Source organism: Jiulongibacter sediminis (assembly GCF_001306455.1).
GTDB lineage: Bacteria > Bacteroidota > Bacteroidia > Cytophagales > Spirosomataceae > Jiulongibacter > Jiulongibacter sediminis.
In genome coordinates this window covers 1-23544 of record NZ_LGTQ01000007.1, presented here as the reverse complement: position 1 = coordinate 23544, position 23544 = coordinate 1, and the positions used below count along the sequence as shown (strand labels likewise).

The 23544-nt window shown below is 42.2% G+C and carries 8 protein-coding genes; 5 read left to right on the top strand and 3 right to left on the bottom strand.

Annotation, left to right across the window (positions count from 1 at the left end):
• Positions 1-8061: DUF7467 domain-containing protein (locus AFM12_RS10640; RefSeq protein WP_082391288.1), on the bottom strand; the 8061-nt coding region annotated here is incomplete at its 3' end.
• Positions 8062-8493: 432 nt separating this feature from the next.
• Between AFM12_RS10640 and argH the strand changes: the two genes are divergently transcribed.
• Positions 8494-9834 carry an argininosuccinate lyase gene (gene argH / locus AFM12_RS10635; protein WP_055147985.1) on the top strand — a complete coding sequence of 447 codons (1341 nt, stop codon included), beginning with the start codon at positions 8494-8496 and terminating at the stop codon, positions 9832-9834.
• A 74-nt stretch (positions 9835-9908) separates the two neighbouring features.
• Here argH and AFM12_RS10630 read toward each other — a convergent pair whose 3' ends face one another.
• Positions 9909-11420, bottom strand: coding sequence for a hypothetical protein (locus tag AFM12_RS10630; RefSeq protein ID WP_131458312.1), 1512 nt, complete (start codon positions 11418-11420; stop codon positions 9909-9911).
• 221 nt (positions 11421-11641) lie between these two features.
• Here AFM12_RS10630 and AFM12_RS10620 point away from each other — a divergent pair, with 221 nt between their 5' ends.
• Positions 11642-12559, top strand: coding sequence for a PfkB family carbohydrate kinase (locus tag AFM12_RS10620; protein ID WP_055147976.1), 918 nt, complete (start codon positions 11642-11644; stop codon positions 12557-12559).
• 4 nt (positions 12560-12563) lie between these two features.
• On the opposite strand, the gene AFM12_RS10615 is transcribed toward AFM12_RS10620, so the two are convergent.
• Positions 12564-15440 carry a putative LPS assembly protein LptD gene (locus AFM12_RS10615; protein ID WP_055147973.1) on the bottom strand — a complete coding sequence of 959 codons (2877 nt, stop codon included), beginning with the start codon at positions 15438-15440 and terminating at the stop codon, positions 12564-12566.
• Between the two features lie 92 nt (positions 15441-15532).
• Here AFM12_RS10615 and AFM12_RS10610 point away from each other — a divergent pair, with 92 nt between their 5' ends.
• The 3 genes from AFM12_RS10610 to AFM12_RS10600 all read left to right on the top strand — a co-directional run.
• A complete protein-coding gene (locus tag AFM12_RS10610) occupies positions 15533-16315 on the top strand; it encodes an N-acetylmuramoyl-L-alanine amidase family protein (RefSeq protein ID WP_055147970.1) in 783 nt (260 codons plus the stop codon).
• Between the two features lie 49 nt (positions 16316-16364).
• The gene (locus AFM12_RS10605) at positions 16365-17312 is read left to right on the top strand and encodes an MlaD family protein (RefSeq protein ID WP_055147967.1); all 948 of its coding nucleotides are present in this window, start codon (positions 16365-16367) and stop codon (positions 17310-17312) included.
• A gap of 318 nt (positions 17313-17630) precedes the next feature.
• Positions 17631-23544, top strand: a 5914-nt coding sequence (locus tag AFM12_RS10600; protein ID WP_131458310.1) for an Ig-like domain-containing protein, incomplete at its 3' end; no start/stop codon positions are given.

Sequence of the window (23544 nt, the reverse complement as noted above, 5' to 3'; positions counted from 1 at the left end):
AAGATCACCACATGCGGTGTCTTTTTTAACGGTTAGGTCATTCAGTGTGATAGCTGCCACATTAAACAATCCTGAACCACTTTGATAAATATCACCACCCGTTGGCGAACATTCAGAGTAAGTATCATCTCCACCACTTCCTTTTAGATCAATGGTAGCATTCACTTTAATTTCATAGGTATGGCTTAATCCTCCACCCAGATCTACAGAAGTTGAAAGATTCCATGGCCCGGCTCCTGCCAATGGTCCACCGGCATAACCAGGAGCATTGGAAGTGTAGGCTGCAGAATTAATCGTGATATCGTCATCAAAGTCTGGCGAATCAATCAAAGAGTAAGAACCCGTTGCTACACCATCATTGTCTACAACAATCTGATAGGTGATCTCGAATGTATTATCACCTAAAGGTGTAATTGAAGCCAAGGTTTTCTTCAGATCAATATCCGGATTTCTGATCAGTCCGAAATCAACCGTCATATCCCCGTAGGCGTCTTTGGCATCGTCCTGAGCACCACCAATCTGGTTATCATTATTACCCAACAACTCATCAGATCCGGTTGGCTCTCCTCCTGGTTCGAGAGTAATGATCTGACTGACAATATCATCACCTGGATTGGTTTGAGAACCATTATTATTTCCGTCTGATTCCTCAGAATCGTCGGTAACATAACTGGCACTTTGATAACCAGCCGGCAGATCTGCACCTAATATTTTCACCTGGTAATCTCCAGGCAATAGCTTATCGAAATAATAATTACCATTTGCGTCTGTCAACACACTGGTAATAAAATTATTGCTTCCATCGTAAAGAGAGACTTTTACATTAGCAAGACCTTCCTCACCCGAATCAATAATTCCATCATTATCCTCATCAGCCCATACCGTTGAACCAATACTACCGCAGGTATCTGCTGTCACCACAGCTGATGCTGTTGCTGAACAACCTTTCACATCGGTAACAGTTACCGTGTAAGTACCAACGCCGAGTCCTGTTGCAACCTGCTGATTTTGAGCAGGAGACGTTGACCAAGTATAACTGTATACTGGCGTCCCTCCTGTTACATTTGCCGTAAGACTGGCATCTAAGTCACCAAAACAGTCAATTTTAACATCCTCCACATTGACAACAAGAAGAGGAGACTGAATTACTTCAACAGAAGCCGTGGCACTACAGCCATTTGCATCTGTTACGGTCACACTGTAAATACCTGCAAGAAGATCAGTAATTGTAGATGTCGAATTACCATTACTCCAATTGTATACAAATGGAGCCTTGCCTTGATCCACGGTAACAGTTGCTGTTCCGGTTGCGTCACCATTACAATCGATATCTGTACTTGAAATCTGAAGTTTCAATGTATCGTGAACTGTTATTGTTACTTCATTACTTGAAAGTGTACCACAACAGTTCGTTGCATTTCTACGGTAGCTTATTGTTTTTGAAGTAAACGGAGGATCGTAAGATTCTGAAACAGCTCCCGGGATATTCACCCAGGTTCCGTTTTCGAATACCTGCCATTGATATTCAATACCATTATTTACGGACTCACAATAGAATCCGTTAACAAACTCAGTATTCAATAATTCAAGAGAACCAAACGTATCACCATTCACCAGAGGTGCAGAACATGATGTGTGGACTTTTACAGTCTGAAGAAGGTTTCCTCCCTGTGTATCGTAGATGTTAATTGTAGTAGTGCTTCCCAGGCTACTTCCTCCATTTGAAACAGTGAAAGAAGTTCCCAAATCAACATAACCTGCAAACATCCCGTTGTTCGCAATGATATAAACTTTCTGATTGTTTAAGTCACCACCTGTACAATCCCATTTTCCACCTAACGAACCCTGATGATTAGATGAAGTAGCACAAGAGCCTCCAATATACTTAAGCGTAATTGACGATGGCTTATCTCCACTATCACAGCAATCTTCTACAGTGGTAATATTACAATCACCGGTAGCATCTTCCACACTGGTTAATACTTCCGGATCAAATGGTCCACAATTTTCCTGATTTTCACCAATTACACCCGGATCCAAGGTCTGATCAGTCACTTCTACAACAACCTCGTCCGTGTCCTTACATCCTGTTTCAAGATCTGTTATGGTAACCGTGTAGGTCGTTGTTACTAATGGACTAACTGTAATAGTCTGCGTAGTTTGTCCGGTGCTCCACAGATAAGAATAATTTCCGGATAGCGGCACAGGCCCGTTCACCCAGGTTTCCACCGCCTCAGTAACATCCCATGAATAGTCCTGATTTACAGAAATCGTTTGAACGTCCAGAAGCGGATCTGAAGGTCTCCACTCTCCTAAAGTACCCCATTCAATATTCTTATCTCTTTCTCTCCAGGTAACCTCATCAGCATTCCATACCTCAGATACAGGATAAACACCCACTGTAGCTCCCAAAGATTCTTTTGATTTCAAGACAAGTTGAGCACTCTTTACTGTACCCGTAATTCCACTAAGGTCAAACCCTACAAGTGTTCTGTCGTATTCTGAACCATCATAACCTACTGCAGGATCATCATGATTATGATCCCAGTGACCCTCAGAACTTTCAATTCTCGCAGCCTTTGATGAATATATGGTTATCGGAGTTGGGTTACCTTCAATTTCAATGATCAAACGAGGAGCCCCCGCACCATCTTTTTCAAACTTAGATCGGTCTTCTGTTGGTGAAGACTCATTCTGAGATTTCAGGATAAAGCCATTGGACGCAAAACCAAAAGATGATACAACGGCAGTGAGCTCAGCGTCACCACCATCACATAAAACCTCATCATCACCGGCTGAAACGTAAATCTCAGGATTTACCTTCTTCACAACCACATTGGAGTAATCTGTTCCACAACAATTGGTCGTTACTCTACGATACTCTGTGGTCATGGTAATTAAGCCAGGTTCATAGGTAAGACCTGTTGCACCAGGAATCACCACCCAGTTTCCGCCTTCCTTACGTTTTTCCCATGAATAAGCCATTCCGGTTGTAGCTGTTTCACTATATCCATTTGAGAAATAGGCTTCTGTCAAGACCAAGGAGCCAAACTGGTCTCCAAGTACAATCGGAGCGGAGCAGGAAGTATGAATAGTGACTGTTTGAAGTAACGTTCCACCCTGCTGATCATATAAACTGACTACAATCGGATTCGTCAGATTGCTTCCACCATTCTCAACTGTAAATTCCTCGTTCAGGTTAACCGTACCGCTAAACTGACCATTATTTACACTGATGTAGGCGGAGCTTCCAAAAGTTCCGGAGCCTGTACAATTCCATTTGCCGCCGATATCACCCTGATGATTGTTTGATTCTTCACAGGTACCTCCATTGAACTGCAATACAAATTTGTAAGGCTTGTCTCCATTATCACAGGCATCTTCACCTGTAACGATAAACGGTCCACAGTCTTCACCTGTAGGATCTACCACGCTTACAATTTCCTGAGCATCATAAGGTCCACACTCCTCTTCATTATATCCGATCTCTCCACCTGTTGGTGGCTCTTTGAACTCTACGAAAGTGGTAGCTGTGGCAGTACAATTTGTTGAGGTCGTTACTGTAACAGTATAAGTTCCTGCAACGGTTGTTGTTGCTGTTGAACCTGTCTGTGGTGTAAAGCCAGCTGGGCCCGTCCAACTATAACTAGCGTTAGAGGCCGATGAAGTGGCTGTAAGGTTAACAACCTCACCTTCACATTTTGCAGCATCAGATGTAGCAGAAGCTGTTACCTCTTCAGATTGCGTACAGGCAATAATCTCAATATTATCTAAATCCCAAACGGATTTATCTTTTCCGTTACCAACCTGACGATAAGCCGTTAACTCAAAGGAGAACTTCGTGGTGGCAGTAATTTCAAAGTCAGGATCATTTGACAAATCGATAAACTCGGTAGTCCAGTTTGTCGGATTTGTTGATCGATCCAATGATTCATACACCAAGACACCTTCCTTGTATATGCGAACCGCATATTTTGTAGGGTAGTTATTATAGGATGTTCCTCCGCTTGATGCCGGCTGAGGAGAATAATTTAAAACATAAGCTGCTCTCTGATTAAACCTTAATGCGGTCAAAGCACCTATTTGTGAAGGATTAAGTGTAGCATTAAACTTAACGGCTTTACTCCAGTCTGCATAATATCCTGTATTCGCAGACACACACATGGCTCTGTCGACATTTGCATTTCCGGTGAATCCAACTACACAACTATGAGGGTTATGATCAGGATTGCTTCTATATATGTTACTTGCAGATATCCAGTCAAAATTGGCTGTGTTCGGATATTCAGGTAAAAATTCGCTGTAAGAGTACGCCTCATAAAGAGCCAGACATTCGTCAAGATTCCACTTAACAACAGTCTTAGGATCACACGTTAAACATACATTATTATTACAGTCAGGATCTACAGTTACCGTTACCGACTTTTCTGCCGTACATCCACCAATTGAACATGTAACAGTATAAGATGTTGTCTCGGTAGGTGTTACAGAAATACTACTTGCAGAAGAACCTGTGCTCCAGCTAATCGTTCCGTTACAGTTATCAACTGATAGTTCAACCGTTTCTCCCAAACAGATGTAAGCACTACTTACATTAATAATTGGTTTAGAAACCGCCTCTCCACAGCAACCATTCAGTTTAACCTCGTCGATTTCCCAAACAGTACAACCGCCGGTTGGATTGTAACCCACAATTTCAAAATCATAAGTAGATGGAGCATCAGACACAAAATCAAGTGTTCCACCAAAATCGATTGTTTTGCTTTTCCAACTTGTTGTAAGACCAGTTATTACCTCTTCATAAACCTGTGTTCCGTTTTTGTAAACATATAAAACCAACGTTTGGGAACCTCCCGTTGAACACTGATATCCACTACGCTTATACTTAAATGAAAGCTCTGCAAGATTATATGTTTTACCAACACCCGGGCTGATCGTAGTACTGAATCTTACGGCCTTATCGTTATGATTCCCCGGTTTAGTTGTTGAGCTGACACCATCCACACACATGGCATCCGAACCGTCAGGCCCTGTTGCACATGAATGTTTGTTATGATCCGGATTTACTCTGTATATCGTAGTGGCCTCGATATCGGCACAACCTGAAAGGTTAATCTGTGGCTCAAATTCACCGTACCAGTTTCCACCAGTTCCAGTATTACATTGGTTAAGGTTCCAGTAAACTAAGGTCGAGTTATCGCATACCGGCAAACAAACCGGGGTACTCTCGCAATTTGGATCTACGGTCAGGTTAACCGTAGAAGTTGCACTACATGTTTTCCCGTTTGAAGTGAAAGTAGCAGTAACAGTATATATACCAGCCTGAGATATTTGAACATTATCTAATGTTATTGACTGTCCGGTCTCAGTACCTCCTCCCGGTTTTGACCAGGAATAAGATGGACTACATGCAATAGGAACCTCACCTTTAAATTGAGCATTTAAAGTAACGGAACCATCGACACAAACAATACTGGCAGAAGTCGAAGCTTCTAATTCAAAAGGAATAAGTTCTCCCAAATTGAAATTAAAATCTCCATGACTCGTTTTGGCCGACCAACCATTGGTTCCGGCATTATTAAAACTCAGGTTATACCATCCACTGGCACCGAAACCATTTGTATTAACGTTTGCTCCTGTACCAACCTGGAATGCAGGAATACTGTTTGAATTATTATCAGAGATCGTAATCTGTAATCCATTATATATACCTCCTGATTTTCCTGAAATTGTTCCTGTGGCATTTACATAATAGTAAAGGTCATTGCCATATGTTGTACAAGAGTTTGCCTTTGGACTATTCTGAGGCGTAGTTGCTGTTCTTCCTGATAGCAGGTATTCTACCTCCAAGCAATCATTAGCTCCACCACCTACAGCACAAACAGTTCCGAAGATTTTTGCTGTTCCGTCACAGTACTCTTCGAATTTCAAGCCTGAGGTTGTAAAGTGCTGATAGTTTGGCTTGCCTGAAGAGGAGTTCATATCTAACCACAAAGAGTAGTAGATTGTAGAACTTGGATTACACGCTCCCTGACGCTGATTGTCGGTCACTACTCTGCTACCAGAAAGGCATACAGGGTCGTTAGTTCCGATATTACGAACAGTTATCTTGTGCTTCGCGAATGTACCACAAGGATCTATTGGCTTGAAAACCGCATAATAATAGTATGTACCCAGAGTAGAAGGAGCATTTACAGTTAGAGAAGCTACCCCGTTTGAAACAGAACCCACTCCCACCGAAGTCTTTGAAGTCAAAGCATTAAATGAGGTAACATTCTGAGTGGACCTGAACCATTCTACTTGGGTACCATTTGCAGCGTTTGTACCAACTGAAAGGTCGAAAGACTGTGAAGGGTTTACTTCTGCTTCAGCCGGATCAGGATTTGAGAATGTATTCGTACATCTGTCTTCACAATCTAATTGTATCTGTAGAGTTTTTGAACAGCTAGACTCCAGATCCTTTACTTCGACAGTATAAGAACCTTGACCCAGATTTGAGAACGAGTTCGAAGCCTGATAAGCACCACCGTTAATTCTGTACTGGAAATTACCACTTCCTCCAGTTGCCGTAACTACTATAGTTCCGTCATTGAAACCACAGGTTGGTTTGGTAGAGTTGCCTTGTACAAGATTCACATTACCAAAACATTTTGTAAGAACCACACTATCAAACTTCAACGCTGTTGCTTTGGCAAATCCAAAAACACGAACTTTTGTTGTGTTTGCCGGTGTGGTACCTTCAAACTTCACCTCCCTGAAATCAGGATAAGTCAATTGTGTATAAGCCGGCGAAGTTTCCTGGATGATTGTAGAACCGTTGTAGAAAATTAATTTCATGTAGGAATTAGTACCTCCATGACGTGCGGTTAATGCTGTGAATCTATAATTTGTATTACCTCCTATAGAAACATCCTGATAAACGGTGTAATCACTATTTACATCACCATTATTTAATATGGCATAATTCCCTGAAGGACCTCCGGAATAAAGCCCAAACTGACCTTGAGGAGCCGTCCAATTATTAAGGTTAATTGAGAAGTCGCCATTTTGAATAAGGTTTGAAGAAGTACAGGCACATACGAATGTTTGTGTACTACAATCTACATTGGCGGAGAAAACTTGATAATGAACTTCTCCGGCGTCCATTGTAAAATAATTTGCGACTACCTGACCTTCAATATTGGCAGAGCCAATTTTGCATACATTAATTTTTGGGGCAAGAATGCTACCGATTAATGTAGAACCGTAAAGATTTAGATCTGTACCGTTATAGAAATTCCAGATGATATATTTTCCGGCTGAATTTGGAATGCCGGGCATGTTTGGAACATACCAATCAAATTTTGAAGAACCTTGTAAATCTACATTAATAACTACCGGTGTACTTGAGCTCGGAGTTATACTGAAACTTAGCTCGGCTGATGCATTCTGTAACTCAGACTTCGTAACACTCAGAATATTCGTTTTCCCGGAAGTCAGATTGAGTCTAAACTTATTAGCCCCAAGATCAGAGAAAGTAACATTCTCAGTGCATGCCACAAGTTCTGTAGAGTACTGTTCGAAAGTGGTAAAGTTTCCACTAAAGTCATAAACATCCTGTTCAATGGAAGTCTGACTCTGAGACACAGTCATCTCCACCCTTGGGAAAGTGCTTGACGAACCCGCTCCGGAACTTGTTAAGACTTTAGCCGTAGACCATAATTTAGATCCCGACATGTCCTTCACTTTGATGAACGAATTCCCCAGAACTTTCAGGCCGTTTCCGCTCTCATACATAAATCCACCTTCGGCGATGACCACAGTGGGATAGCTATCACCAGCAGCTATGAAAGTTCCGGAAGTATTAACTCCAACCTGAGTGGTGCCTTTCAGACGCACCTTACCAAGAGTTGCAATTCCTCCTTCAATTTCACCACTGGCCATTTCTATGTCACCACGGGAAACAATGGAAAAACCATTAGTACCCGCCATGGGATTATACTGGCCAAAACCGATAAAGGAGAGAAGAAGCAAAAACATAGTTAGCGGTGCCTTTGCTCCGGGGCTTGTGAGATTCCTCATGTTATTAAATAGTAGTTGTTCAACCAAAGTAAGAACGTAGTTAAAGATTCACTTTTTGATCAATTAATAACCGGAAAATAAATTCCTGAAATTTCGATCTGATATAAAAAAAGAAACACCGAACACCCTTAAAATAGCACATTTTACACGGGCAAAACGCCCGATAAAAACTATGCCAAAGTAAAGGAATGCACGGTGATACTTATTGAATGACTACACTAATAGCCTGAACCAGTGACCGATAGGCCATAAAAACTACTTTGGTCAGATTTATAGAGTAGTTACATCCTCAATTCCCTTATTATAGTGCAAAAACCATGCTAAATAATATTCAGCAGGGTACGTATAAGCACTCATAATTATAGACGATCTTTTCAAATTCGGTCACAAAGTTTGTTTCTTTGCTGACCATAATCATTCAAAAAATCTGACGTGAAACTTTGGGCAAAAGACAATAGCAAAAACGTATTAGAGAATATTGAAAACTTCACCGTCGGAAGGGACAGGGAACTGGATATCCATCTCGCCCAATATGATGTTTACGGATCAATGGCTCACACCATCATGCTGGAGTCTATCGGGCTCATTGAGAAGGATGAGTTACCCAGGATTCTGGAAGCGTGTAAAAAACTCCTTGTAGAAATAGAAAAAGGAGATTTTGTAATAGAAGATAGCGTAGAAGATGTCCACTCTCAGGTAGAATTTCTCCTCACCCAAAGTATAGGTGATGCCGGAAAGAAAATACACTCGGGCCGATCCAGAAATGATCAGGTTCTGGTTGACCTGAAAATGTACCTTAGAGGACAAATAGAAGAAATCACCACTCAGGTTCAATCACTTTTTGACAAACTGATTGAGAAAAGTAATCAACATAAAAACGACCTTCTACCGGGCTATACACATCTTCAGATTGCCATGCCCTCCTCTTTTGGGTTGTGGTTTGGAGCCTACGCTGAATCACTCATTGATGACCTTACCTTATTGCAGGCCGCATTTAAAGTGGTCAATAAAAACCCATTGGGTAGCGGGGCAGGCTATGGTTCTTCGTTTCCTCTAAACCGTAAAATGACAACGGAGCTTCTTGGTTTTGATGACTTAAACTACAATGTAGTTTATGCTCAGATGACCCGGGGCAAAATGGAATATGTGGTTACCACCGCATTGAGCAATCTGGCAAACACCTTATCAAGACTAGCTATGGATGTTTGTCTCTATAACAGTCAGAATTTTGGATTCCTCATTCTACCGGAGGAAATCACAACGGGTAGCAGTATAATGCCGCACAAAAAGAACCCGGATGTAGCCGAGATTCTCAGAGGCAAAACTAATCTTTTGAAGGCTCTGCCAACTCAAATTAATTCATTACTTGGCAACTTACCCAGCGGCTATCATCGTGAGCTTCAATTGCTCAAAGAACTGGTTGTACCTGCTTTTGAAAGTTTCTCCGAATGTCTGGAGATCGCCACTTTTATGATTGACAAAATGCAGGTCAGAAAAGATCTGCTGGAAGATAAGAAGTACGACTTGCTTTTCAGTGTGGAGAATGTCAATGAAATGGTAGTGAATGGTGCGACTTTCAGAGATGCTTATAAAAAAATCGGTGAAGATATTAACGACAACAATTTCGAACCAAACAGAAGCCTGAACCACTCGTTAGAGGGAAGTATTGGCAATCTGTGTAATGATAAACTTGTTGAAAATATGGAAGCCATCGTACAATCTTTTGAATTTCAAAAAATACACCAGGCTTTCGATAAGTTGAGAAATTCCTAGGCCAAACTTTCAAAAAGGCCAAAAAAAAGGAGTGATTTTCATCACTCCTTTTTTTTATATCTCTTCTAATGTTTTTAGTAACAAGAACTGTCACCGTTTGAGCAACATCTTGAAAATCTCTTCGCCAATTTTTTGTACTGAGCCTCAGTAACATCAATATAAACTTTGCCATCATGACCAGCTTTCATTTCCTGTTTTGTGAATGATGCGTCAAGATCAATTGGCAGAACGATATTCTTCGTATCCGGCTCGTTTCCTTCAGCATCACAAACCTCAACTGAAGTCGTCAGGTTACTGTTTCCTGTAAGGGTATATTGCATTGCAGAAGCACCTGGAACTAAATACTGACCAAGGCATAAATATCTTTCAGCCGACTCTCCTTTGGCAAGCTTGCCAGTTTTTGTAGAGTGAGCAATTACTGTCATAGTGGTAGAATACTCTTTACTTACGATCTCGCTTACAGCGTTCTGACCAGAGAAGATTAATGTTTGCTTTTTCAAACCAGCCTCTCCGTTTGAAGAACCTTCGCTTGACTGAGCTTCAGCCATATCCATCTCTTTCTCTGAAATACTTTGCATTGCTTCAGCACTAACGTCAGTCGGACAGGCCGTATAGTATTTCTTCAAAGCCTTAAAACGCTTGGCTGTAACATCCATCACGATCATTCCGTTATCACCGTAACTTGTCTGAGCTTCTGTAACATCAAAGTCAAGATTAACCGGGATTTTCAGATCCATCGCAGATTGTGCATTACCATCCTGATTATCTACAGTTACCACCTCAGAAGCTGAAGTACTACCGGAAGCCTGATATTCGTAAGAAACATTAACAGGAATTGTCATAGAACCCATGCAAATGGTTTCACCTCCGTAAGTCGCAGCGAGGGTAACCGTTTTCTCTCCCATGACACAGTCTCCGCTGGCGATATCACCGTTACCATTTACAATGATGGTCTGATCTAAAGTCTCCTGACATTCAGGACACGGAGTACATTCGCAGAAAGGGTTCACGGAACCTGTAAAAGCCGAGGCATTTAAACACTCCGGACAAGGAAAACTTTCGTCACAAGAGGGAGGGTCAACATAAAATATATTACCGCAAGTTTTCATGATGTAAACGAAACACGGACCGTCCTTCACGAAAATTTTAAAGCCCTCAAAGTCACGACCAAATTCAGCTTTGAAATACTTATCGCTTCCCGAGCCCATCCATCCTACTTCCCCAGCCGAAACAACCACTGGAGTGATATCATCTGCACCAAACTCCGGATCGTCAACTCCTGTGTATCCTAAAGTTTGTAGAAGTCTGTCAAGCTCAGCACCATTTTTACGGCTTCTTCTCTTTACACCCTTAAGATGGGAATATGCAGAAGCCGCGGTATGCCTTCTTATTCTTCCAAACTGTGGGTTTGTACCCAATCTGTTCAGCACCTTTGGCTTAGCCCCCTGTGGCATGGTGGTAACCACCTCTTCGTGAAAAAATGAATTCAGGGTTTCCACACAAGGTACAGGTCCCTGAGCTTGTGCGGTAAAAGCCAAAGACATTATTGTGATTAAGGATCCTATCAAAAATAAAGACTTCTTCATCTGATATCGTTTCTTGATTTATTAATTAAGATGAGTAAAAATACAACAAAGAACTATACAAATTGACATTTGCCTTTGTAAATCTGACCATTTTAAAAGTGGTCTTATTGAATAGCTCTGCCGAAGAGCAATAAAAATCGTTCCAATCCAAAAAAGTGTGAAAGCCGGCCTTTCCAAAAAACCTTCTATTTTTGCACCGCACTAAAACGAAAAACAAATTCATGAGTCTTCTCACCGTAGGATCTGTAGCCTTTGACAAACTGGAAACACCTTTTGGCAAAACCGATAAAATCATTGGTGGAGCAGCCACATATATCACTTTGGCGGCATCCTATTTCACCAAAGAAAACAACCTTGTAGGTATCGTAGGTGGTGATTTCCCAATGGAAATGATAAAGTCGCTGAATGATCATGGGGTGGATACCGAAGGCCTTGAAGTGGATGAGGAAGGCAAAACCTTTTTCTGGTGGGGCAGGTACCACAATGATATGAACTCTAGAGACACCATAGAGACTCAACTGAACGTCTTGGATGGTTACGAACCGGTGATTCCTGACGGATATCAGAACTGTGATTTCCTCATGTTGGGGAATATGGTACCCGCTGTTCAACATGCCACACTTAAAAAATTTAACAAGCGTCCAAAATTTGTCATTCTAGACACCATGAATCTATGGATGGACGTGGCGATGGACGACCTCAAAGCCGTCATTTCCGAGATTGATTGCCTGACTATCAATGACTCAGAGGCTCGCCAACTTTCAGGGGAATATTCTCTGAGAAAAGCAGCAAAAGTCATCTTAGAAATGGGGCCTCAGACTTTGATTATCAAAAAAGGAGAGCATGGAGCTTTACTTTTTCAAGGTGATAAGATTTTCTTCTGCCCCGCTCTGCCTTTAGAAGATGTTTTCGACCCTACGGGTGCCGGAGATACTTTCGCCGGTGGTTTTGTGGGATACCTCGCCAAAACCAATGATACTTCTTTCGACAATATGAAAAGAGGGCTTATTTATGGATCTGCCATGGCTTCTTTCTGCGTAGAGAAGTTCGGAACCGAGCGTATTCAAAATCTAACTCAAAAAGAAATTGACGCCCGGGTGATGGAATTTGTGCAGCTGGCAAGCTTTGAACTGAGCTAATTCTTTAAAACCCTCCACGGTCATAATATACTCTTCGGCGGCTGATCTTAAGATCAGATAGCAGGGATGACCTTACACGTAGATCAAAACTATAGTTACTGGCCCTGCGGCTATTCCCCGCAATTGGCGTCCAGTTAAAGCTCATATCCCAGCAGTGAAGCTCTCTCATCATACCGATATTGGTGAGGGTAACTGCTTTAAACACAAAATCCCAACCAGTACTGTAGGTCACTTTCCATTTTGGGGTGATGCTGAAGTCACCCTGCACTTGTAAAGCCTGCACGACCCGAGGGTCAGACAAGCCTTGCTTGATATAGTTGAGATTATAACTCAAATTAATCGACCAAGGGATACTGAAATCTACGTAAGCCATGGGATTGGCAGCCACAAACTCCTGCATGGCGACCATTGCCGGGTTTTCAACTTCCTGCTTTTTAACCGTTTTGCTCTTGTTAAAGGTTTCCGGAGATAGTCTTGTACCAATGGCCAGATTAAAACGACTCAGGTAACTTCCGCCATCACCATCATATTTCCATTTATAAGTTGCAATCTTTCTACCAGCTTTGTTGGTCGAGTTACCCTCGTCTAAAACATAAGCATATGGGTCTAGTGTTGCATTAAAATTGATGTTTACCAAATCTTTAAACAAACGAGTGTTTGAATTAAGGCTAAGATTTGACAATCGCATTGAATCCTGCCGGGTTGATTGAGCTGTCAATGGATCCAGATTATAACTAAAACTTAAACCAAGGTTATCCAAAAGAGAGATTTTCTCAAACTGACTCTCGGCGGTATCAGACTTAGCTCTCACCTTGGCTTCCAACTGATTAGACAGACTGAAATTCATTGATCGGGAGGCTGTCGGAGCACTTCTTGATTCCAAAAACCTGGGTAGCCATCGTTCTTCTAATTCATCTTCTCTCACTCTTGAACGCGTAAAGAACTGACTCTTTTGATTTGGCGTAAAATTAAAACTTAACGAAGGAGCCATAGTGTGGCGAACAGCTTGTAACCTTTTAGCCTTTTTGAAATTAAATGTACCGTAAACACGAGTATTTAACCCTCCGTTAAATCCGTATTGATTAGCAAAAAACACACCGCTTGTAGTGTCAATATCAACAGCATTTTCTTCCTCCAGAAACGTATAAGAAAGCTCTTTGGTAAACATTTCTCCACGATAATTTATCCCGGGCGTAAAGTTGATGTACTTCGCAATCTTGAAGTTCGGCAAGGCAATAGGAACAGCGAAGGTGGTTCTGAACTGTCCGTTCTCAGATAACATCGCTTTGACCGCATCCAGCGAGTTTAACTCCCGAACAGTAGTACTGGTAGAAAGCCCGAGTGCCTCATCACGGAGCTCCTCTTCTGACAAAGGCTCATTTCTCACTCCAACGATGTTATAATCGTTATAATTTTGTGTTCGGGTTTGGTTCGTAAGGTTATTGGTTACCGAGTATCCACCCTGAACATTGATACCGACTCTGAAGGCGTCATACCAGGCACCCAGTCTCTTTTTCTCCGGCACAAAAGGATTAAATTGGTTCACCCCTATACTATAATTAGCACTACCGTTTAGCACCTTCGTTGACACGTTTTGATCAACTCTTAAACTGGTGTTGGTCCGAACCAGCTTCCCGAAGTTTTTACCATATTGAACCGAGGACCCGAAGGTGTTATTGGTGTATTGATCAATAGCGTCAAGTCTCCTGTTATTTTGATTAAAACTATTACTTACCAGGTTAACTGAAGCCGAGAAGCTTCTGTCCGGCCTTCGGTTCTGAGGCGAATGACTCCAGGAGATATTAAAATCTTTTGAAGCTGGCGACTCCGAAAATTCATCTCCGGGCTTATTATAATTAAACTGAACATTGACATTGCCGGCTGACTTATAACGCTTTGTGTATTGCGATTGCAATCCTAAGCCCCAGCTCCCTTTAGAGTAAATCTGCCCGAGAATTTTGGCTCCAATGTATTCATTGAAAGCATGGTAATACCCGAAATCCCGAAAGTAAAAGCCCCGGTTATTGGGCTCTTCTCCGTATGTCCCCATGATAAAGCCCGAAGTCCCAATCTCTTTCTTTTTTGGTACCGGGAAAAAACCAAAAGGTAAGCCTACCGGCAAAGGCACACCAGCCAGAACAAAATTGAAAGGCCCCGAGATCACGGATTTCTTATCGACCAACTTGATTTTCCGTGAAGCGATATGAAAGTGAGGCTCGGCCATATCACATGTAGTATATTTGGCATCAATCAGATACAGGTTATCAATAGAATCCTTCTTGACTTTATCACCCTGAATAATCCCCTCACCTTCCTGAGTGACAATATGCTTAATGATGGCTTTTCGAGATTTGAAATTGTAGCGTATGGTGTCGGTATTGTAGCTATCCGAGCCCTGGGTGAAAACGGGCTTACCGCTTACTTTTTCGCCAACCTGAATGGTGGTATCCGGCAAACCATGAGCGAAAACCTCACTATTCCCCCAACTTAACCTTATGTAATCAGCGGCCAGTGAAATATCGCCGTAGTCTACTTTGGCATTGCCATAAAGGTAGACGGTTTCGCCATCTACATCCATGATTGTTGAGTCTTCGGCTGAATACTCAACGGTGGTTTCAAGATCGGTATCAGCACTACCAAGAGAGTCAGGAATTACAGAAACCACACTGTCTCGCTGAGCACGGGCAGGTCTTGCCGAGGTATTATTTTGAGAAGACTGAACACTATTCCCTCCGGTAAAACGACCAAAACGCCCCTGTGCATTGACCCTGTTAGAGGTAAAAAAAACTCCGCAAAACAGAAGGATCAAACACACCATCCAGGGCATGCTTCTCGTTCTGAAGTCATTAAGATTTTGCTGAGACTTTTCCTTTATGATCAAAAAATGTAAATTTGGGTACAAAAGTAGCTTAAAACTGCTTCCTAATAACGAATCGTGCTTTAAAATATCGTGTTAAAGAAACCTAAAACAGTATGCTTTCCTATCAAAAAATCGTCGCGGGACTTTTCGTCCTTTCAGGTCTTCTTTTCTCATTTTGTACCTGGGATTCAAGACCACTAAATCAAGTTAGAAAAGTTGTTATTGACGCCGGTCATGGCGGAAAAGACCCCGGAACAGGCGGTGGTCGCGAAAAGCGTTTTGCTCTGGATATTGCCCTCAAACTGGGCAAACAAATCAAATCGGAGATGAAAGACGTCGAGGTAGTTTTTACCAGAGATTCGGATGTTTTTATTCCGCTCAATGAAAGGGCCGCCATAGCAAATCGGGAAAAGGCTGATCTATTCATCTCTATCCACTGCAATGCTCATACCACTCCAAATGCCAGTGGAACAGAGACTTACGTAATGGGATTGCATAAAACCGAGGCCAATTTAGATCTAGCCAAAAGAGAGAATAATGTTATTCTTATGGAAGACGACTACAAGAAAAGTTACAAAGGCTTTAATCCAAACTCCCCTCTGGCTCACATTATGCTTGCTAATTATCAGTCGGCCTTTATGAATCAAAGTATGGATTTCGCCTCACGCGTTGAGAGTCAGTTTGTGCATCATGGTTATAAATCAAGAGGTGTAAAACAAGCCGGTTTTCTCGTTATTTGGGAAACAACAATGCCCAGTGTTTTGATAGAGACGGGTTATTTGTCAAACCCCAGTGACGCGAAGGTGCTGGCCAGCGAGGCAGGCCGGCAAAAAACTGCTGAAGCCATCTACAAAGCTTTCAGATCATACAAGTCAGACATAGAACAGAACCAATAAGGCACTATATTTGTACCTATTCAGAGATTTGAAAGACAAATAAGGATTTATGAAAATTAGCAAGGAAGCGAAAGTCGGTTTATTAGGAATTATTTCTCTGGCGGTGTTATACATCGGATTTAATTTTCTGAAAGGGCTTGATCTTTTCTCCACCGAGAACGAATATAAGGTTGTTTTCAACGACGTCAACGGCCTGCAGGTATCCAATGCCGTTACCTACAAAGGTGTAACGGTTGGGCGGGTTATGTCGATGGAAACCGATCAGGAAAATGATCAAATTGACGTTACGCTTGCCGTTAAAAAGAAAATCAAAATCACCGACCAATCTATCGCCTTATTGGCAGATGACGGACTTATTGGTGGTAAACTCATCAAACTTGACATTAAACCCGGTAACGAACTCAAACAAGGTGAGGAAATTATTGGAGAAATAGAGCTGGGACTTGCCGATGCCGCCATTCAGGAAATCACCCCCGCTCTTTCGCATGTTGACTCTCTGGTAGTTAATCTGAATGAAGTGGTAAAACAATTCGACCAAACCGGCACTGCTCTGAAAGCTTTGATGGCCTCAGCCAATCAAACGACTAACGGTGTAAATGCAGTTCTTGCAAAAAATCAGGCCAGCCTTGCAAAAATTACCACAAACGCCGCTATGCTCACAGACAATCTGAATACACTTACAGTATCTCTTGATTCTCAAATGGCCCCAATCATGACTCAAACGGGCGAGTTTACGCAAAACTTAAGTACATTAGAACTGGAAAAAACTGTCAATAACCTGAATTCCACCATCGCCGGCCTTCAGCAGGTTCTGGCAGATGTAAATAGTGGTCAAGGCACTTTGGGAAAACTGACTTCTGATGAAGCACTTTACGGAAACCTTGAAAACACGGCAGCCTCACTTGACGCATTACTTTCTGACATGAAGACGAATCCTCGACGCTACGTTCATTTCTCGCTTTTCGGCGGAAAAGACAAGACTGAAAAGAAGAAGTAAGAGTCTAAACTCAAATAGAGCATACGGGATCGCTCAATAGAAAACTAGATGAACTTCATATTTTGGCACGCCCATTTTTAGTTCGAAAAATGGGAGCACTTTGGATTATACCGGCTTCTTTTTTCACTTAGCGAAGAGTGACAAAACGGCCACAAAAGATATTCTAAGGCCAATTATCTCTTGATCTCCCGAATTTATAAGCCGTAGCCGAATTATAATCAGAGAGATACAAACTTCATGGCATGTTATTTGAGCGAATTCATATAGACCATTAGGTTGTTTATCACCACAAAATGGACATCTATACGAAACGCCTTCATGAAAGCCGAAGAAATAAGAAATAGTGTAACTGTCAGATTAAAGACAAGGCTCTCTGCTTGGCTTTTACTATTTCTTTGCCTTTCCTTCCTATCAAATTCGGTTAATGCCCAAACAGAACTAATTCCGGTCGGTTCAAGAATTGTAGATATGGGTGTAGAACCCCAAACTATTAATAATGGACTTAAACCCTACGGATTGGTTTATGCTCTGGTGGACCGAGGCATTCCTGTATTATGGTCTATCAACCCTTCAAAAAGTTTCGGGGAACCAGATTTCTATTATGAGGGCAAGGCTTACAAAGGAGGGACATTCATTATTCCATCGCCCATTACACCAAAAACAGACAGCATTATTACGGCCTGGCAAGCTCAGGGCGTAGTTATATCTACGCCTACCACCTCACTTTTCTCAGCACCCATTTATCTTTCTCTAAAGATCGCTCCAAACATGGTTTTGGACGCTCAGAATGGAAAAATAGCAAAGGCAATATTTGAGGAAGCAGGTATAAACGCCAGTAAGTATTACTTCATGGATCCACAACTGCTGAGCTCATGTGAGGATGTTTTCTTAATGCCTCATGCCGACCCGAAATGGAGCACGCATTCAAATCTATATAACTGGAACCTAACTCATAAAGGAGCTATTTGGCTTGGTTGCCATGCGGGAAGTGCTTTGGAAAACACATTTAATCCGTCCAATCCGGCAGAACAAATGAACTTTCTGGCAGAGAAAACAGGAATTGCAACAGGTTCTGGACCGTGGGCCGCATCTCCGGGCAATTCACTTCTTCTTTGGTCCAACCATGACGATGGTAGTCCTCCGTATAAAAAGGCCTATCCTGAAGAACCTGTCATGCAGTTTATTGGGAGTCCGGATGATGCCATGCAGAATGGCTCGGAGCAAATTTATCTTCCGGTGAATGGCGGTGGCTGGCGAACTAGCACAAAAATAGGCGTCTGGGATGACACGCAGGATGATGTACCTTCAAAGTCTCCAGGTAAAGCAGCGGCCATCGCGTTTGGACAGGCTTTTGGAGATCCAAACCGTGGTAAAGTGATGTATGAGGGAGGACATAATATTGGTGGTTCCTCACCCGAAAACATTGCTGCTCAGAGGGCCATGATCAATTTTGTTATCTGGGCAGGACAAGACAAAGCGTTTACAATTGACATAAATGCACCTGTTAAAGCAATCGGAGGGTCTGTAATCAGCCTCAACGCAACCATAAATGCAACTCCATCAGGACCATACACCTATACGTGGAGCACTGAATGCGGGGGAAGTTTCTCAAACGCTTCGGGAACGTTTACCAATCCAGGCGATGCTGCACTTGCCACTGCCACAGACTTTACCTTGCCAAATGCTCCCACTCAATCTTTCCCTTGTATAATTACTCTTCAAATCACAGATGCCTGTAACAGAAAGGTCTCCGAAGCTTCCTATTTGCTTGTCGAATCTCTTCCACAGCCCCCTACGGCTATCAATGACTATAAGACTATTTTACCTGGCACCACAGCCACTGTTTATCCATTGGACAATGATTCAGACCCAAATATGGACACGCTTAACTTTAGCGGGTTACTAGGAAATTTAGTAACAGATAATGGTGAATTTAAAATCCAGTCTTATAATCGTGTTCTATATAGCCCAAACATCGGATTTGAAGGAGTAGACTCAATAGCCTATGAAGTATGCGACCCGGGAGGGCTGTGTGATACAGCGTACATTTATATTACGGTAGGTGATGTACCTGATGCCTGTGGAGACGGCCTTACATCTAAACGAGTAGGTCAGGGAAATGCGATTTCATATTCAGGATTAAGTGGTGTCTCTAATCCCGAACGAGCACTTGGAGAAACGGATAGTCAGTATGCAACTATTAATTTGTCCGGTGGGCAATTTCTGCTCGACTTAGGGGAAAATTTAAACCCGGGGGATACAATAACTCTTAGACTAGCGTCAAGAACATTAGGGGGGCTTCCGGGACAACATTCCATTTTTCAGATTGAAGGAGCATCAAGCCCAATAAGTTCCTTTTCGGGATCTTCGGTCATCATTAACACTCCTTCCACCGCACTTCAGAATTATAACTATTTTGTTACCGCCTCCGACACCAGGTATTTATTAATTAATAATACAAGTACTTATTCTGACGGATACTTTGAGAGTGCATATTTTAATGTTTACAAGTGTGTTCCTAATTGCAATGAATATGAAATAAGTACCACGGCCTGGAGATACGCCACTTCTGTTTTTAGTGAATCCGGGGTAAGTACTCCGTCTAATATTATTGGTGCTTTCGATGGTAGTTATTCTGAATTTAGCTCAGGAGATCAGATGATCCTTGATCTCGGATATGAAGTTCCTGAGGGAACTGTTTTACAAATTAAAATGAAACTTAATGGCACACCCTCTATAACGAATAAAATAGATATATCTTCCTCAGCTTCTACCTCTGGTTTTTCTGGATCCAGCACTTTTACAGTTACCTCCAATGACTCTTATAGCAATTTTTACTACACGACTCCTTCGGGTGTCAAAAGATATCTACTAATTAACAATCTATCAGGGGATAAGAACATTCGAATTGATGGAGTTAAATATTTCTATGTAAACTGCCTATCTGCACGTCCTGAGGCTGTAAATGATACGATTATACTCTGTGAGGATAACATTATCGATTTTCTTCCAACCCGGAACGACCAAGATCCCGCAGGAAGGGAACTAACATTGTCAGTCCTGGAATCTCCATCAAACGGAGTTGTAAAAAAGGGTTCAAATAATTGGTTAACTTATGTTCCTGATGTAGACTTCAAAGGCTCAGATACAATTCAGTACCGTATTTGTAATGATCTCGGCCTTTGCTCATCTGCATTCGTCTTTTTGAACATTACACCAGATGTTTGCTCTGTTAATTATTATTCCCCAGCGACAATTGACACGTTAAGTACCGGAAATATTAGTGCTATTGAGGATAACTATATCGATCAGGACCCAACTCATATTACATTCAATTATGGTGTTGATAATAAATTAAAAGTGCAATCCACATCGGGTAAAGTAAAGAGATCACTTGTCAAATTCGATTTACCCGACATCCCGGCAACTGCGGTCGTATACAAGGCCTATCTGAAGCTAAATAAAACCGGTGGTGACGCAGGTGTTTCTGTTTCCGCTCATCAAATACTCAGCGATTGGATCGAGGGCGGAGTTAATGGCATTGCGGGAGAATCCAACTGGACCAAAAGAGATGTGGGCATTGATTGGACTTCACCCGGTGGAGACTACAACACATCACAAAGCTCATTTATTACAAGTGGATCAAATGGAATTCATACATGGGATGTAACCAATATAGTTTCTAATTGGCTAAATGACGGAGATCTTAATCTGGGCTTCCTGATTAAAATTACGAATGAAGCTGTCAGCAATTCTATTGACTTTGCCAGCCGTGAAGATGTGGGCAATGAGCCTGCATTGGTCATTGAGTATATATTGCCAACTACCTGTTCAGGAGCTTGTGTACAAGTTCCAAACCGCCCACCTGTCGCCATTGATGATGAGGAATGCACAGAGTATAATCAATCTCTGACCTATTTTGTGGCGGCCAATGATAGAGATCCTAACAAAAACCTGGATTCAACAAGTGTTATCATCCTAAATATTGGCGGCTACCCAAAATACGGATCTGCCATAGTTAATCTGGACGGAAGTATAACCTATACGCCTGACTCCGGAAGTATAAGTCCAGACTCGCTCTATTACAGCATCAGCGATTCAGGATCTCCTGCCTTAAGCGATACTGCACTTTTCAAAATATGTATTCAGCCGATTCCTGTCTTTGCCTATGATGATTATGACACGACCTTATCTGGCGTACCTGTTACTGTAGATGTCACCATTAATGATATTGATCCTTCGGGTGGAATTTTATCCATAAGTATTGATCCGGATTCGCCCCCTAGAAATGGAAGCTTTACTCTCGATAGTAATAAAATAACTTATACCCCTTTTGCCGGTTTTACAGGCCTGGAAACCTTCAAATACATTCTTTGTAATGATGAGTTCCCACCTATGTGTGACACAGCAACAGTAGCCATTTTAGTGGAAAACAGACCCCCTGAACCTGTAAATGATACCTTAAGAACAGAAGCTTGTTATCCTTATACAATTGATGTTTTAGCCAATGATTCTGACCCCGAAGGGCATAGTTTTGAAATAGTAAGCGTAACTCAGCCAACGCCCTCTACCGTAGGCGAAGCCAGTTTCAATTCTTCATATATTACCTTCTCTCCAAATGGTACAGCAGGTGGAACATACTATATCAATTACACAGTCGTAGATGATGGGAATACTCCTAAAACAGCAACAGGTACGGTTGTTTTAATTATAAGTCCTCCGCCACCACCAAATAACAGTCCTATTGCCATCAATGATACTCTTGAAGGGAATCAGGGAAGCCCGATTTATTTCAATGTAAAGGATAACGATTACGAACCGGACAATCACCTTTTCAATGTTATCAAAGCGGGAGCACCCGATCTTACTGCTCCATCAAACGGGTCAGTTAGCATTTTAGATAATGAGTTGATCAGATATCAGCCGTCTCCTACTTTCTCAGGTATTACTTCCTTTGAATACCAGATTTGTGATTCAGTTCCTGTACCCGCCGGCTGTCCCACCATTTCCAGATTGTGTGCAACTGCTACTGTGGTTGCCATAGTTGTACCTCTCGATGTGTACCCATTTACAGAAAAGGACACCATAGAGTCAAAAGTTGGGGGTATTGTTCTAAACAATATTGCTCAAAACGATCTGATCAGTGGAAACCCTGCTGTACTAGGAATTTCGGGTAATGCCTCTGTTTCTGAGGTAGGAATCTGGCCATCCGGAATCTCTTTGAATTCATCAAACGGAGATATCTATGTAGTTCCCGGAACGATACCCGGAATATATCCTGTAAGCTATAAATTGTGTGATACAATGGATCCGGCAAATTGTGCTGTGATGAACGATACAGTGGTTGTAATTCAAATTATCAAAAGCGATACCATCTCATTAACAGTTAATCCCAACGATGGAGACACCCTATGTCCGACTGCTGATGACATCTTCAGTATACAATCGATCGATATAAATTATTGTACAGGCCCTCTTTCAATGGGTTCCGTATCAGTTGATTCTACCGGATGTGCTGTATTTACGGCCTTTGATAATGCTCCCGGTGGGACCGATACCCTCTGTGTCGTGGGTATTGATTCTTTGGGTAGAAGGGACACGACCGTATTTTTGGTTACCGTCCCGCCTGATCTCATTCAGCCCGATACCATACTTGTAACAATTCAGCCTAATGATGCAGATACTCTTTGTCCGACTGCTGATGACATCTACGGTATTGACGCCATTGACATTGAACTTTGTGCAGGGCCTTTGACCATGGGATCTATCTCTACTGATTCTGCCGGGTGTGCCATCTATTCTGCTTTCGATAATACTCCGGGTGGAACCGATACCCTTTGCGTCATCGCAACCGACAGTCTGGGCCGTAAAGACACTACCGTATTTTTGGTTACTGTTCCGGCGGATATCATTCAGCCTGATACCATTCTGGTGACCATTCAGCCCAATGATGCAGACACTCTTTGTCCGACTGCAGATGATATCTACGGTATTGAGGCCATTGACATTGAACTTTGTGCAGGGCCTTTGACCATGGGATCTATCTCTACTGATTCTGCCGGGTGTGCCATCTATTCTGCCTTCGATAATGCTCCGGGTGGAACCGATACCCTTTGCGTCATCGCCACCGACAGTCTGGGCCGTAAAGACACTACTGTATTTTTGATTACCGTACCGGCGGATATCATTCAGCCTGATACCATTCTGGTGACCATTCAGCCCAATGATGCAG

Coding starts and splice junctions, on each gene's coding strand:
- AFM12_RS10620 (WP_055147976.1), top strand. CDS start 11,642: ATGAGTCTTCTCACCGTAGGATCTGTAGCCTTTGACAAACTGGAAACA.
- AFM12_RS10605 (WP_055147967.1), top strand. CDS start 16,365: ATGAAAATTAGCAAGGAAGCGAAAGTCGGTTTATTAGGAATTATTTCT.
- AFM12_RS10610 (WP_055147970.1), top strand. CDS start 15,533: ATGCTTTCCTATCAAAAAATCGTCGCGGGACTTTTCGTCCTTTCAGGT.
- AFM12_RS10630 (WP_131458312.1), bottom strand. CDS start 11,420: ATGAAGAAGTCTTTATTTTTGATAGGATCCTTAATCACAATAATGTCT.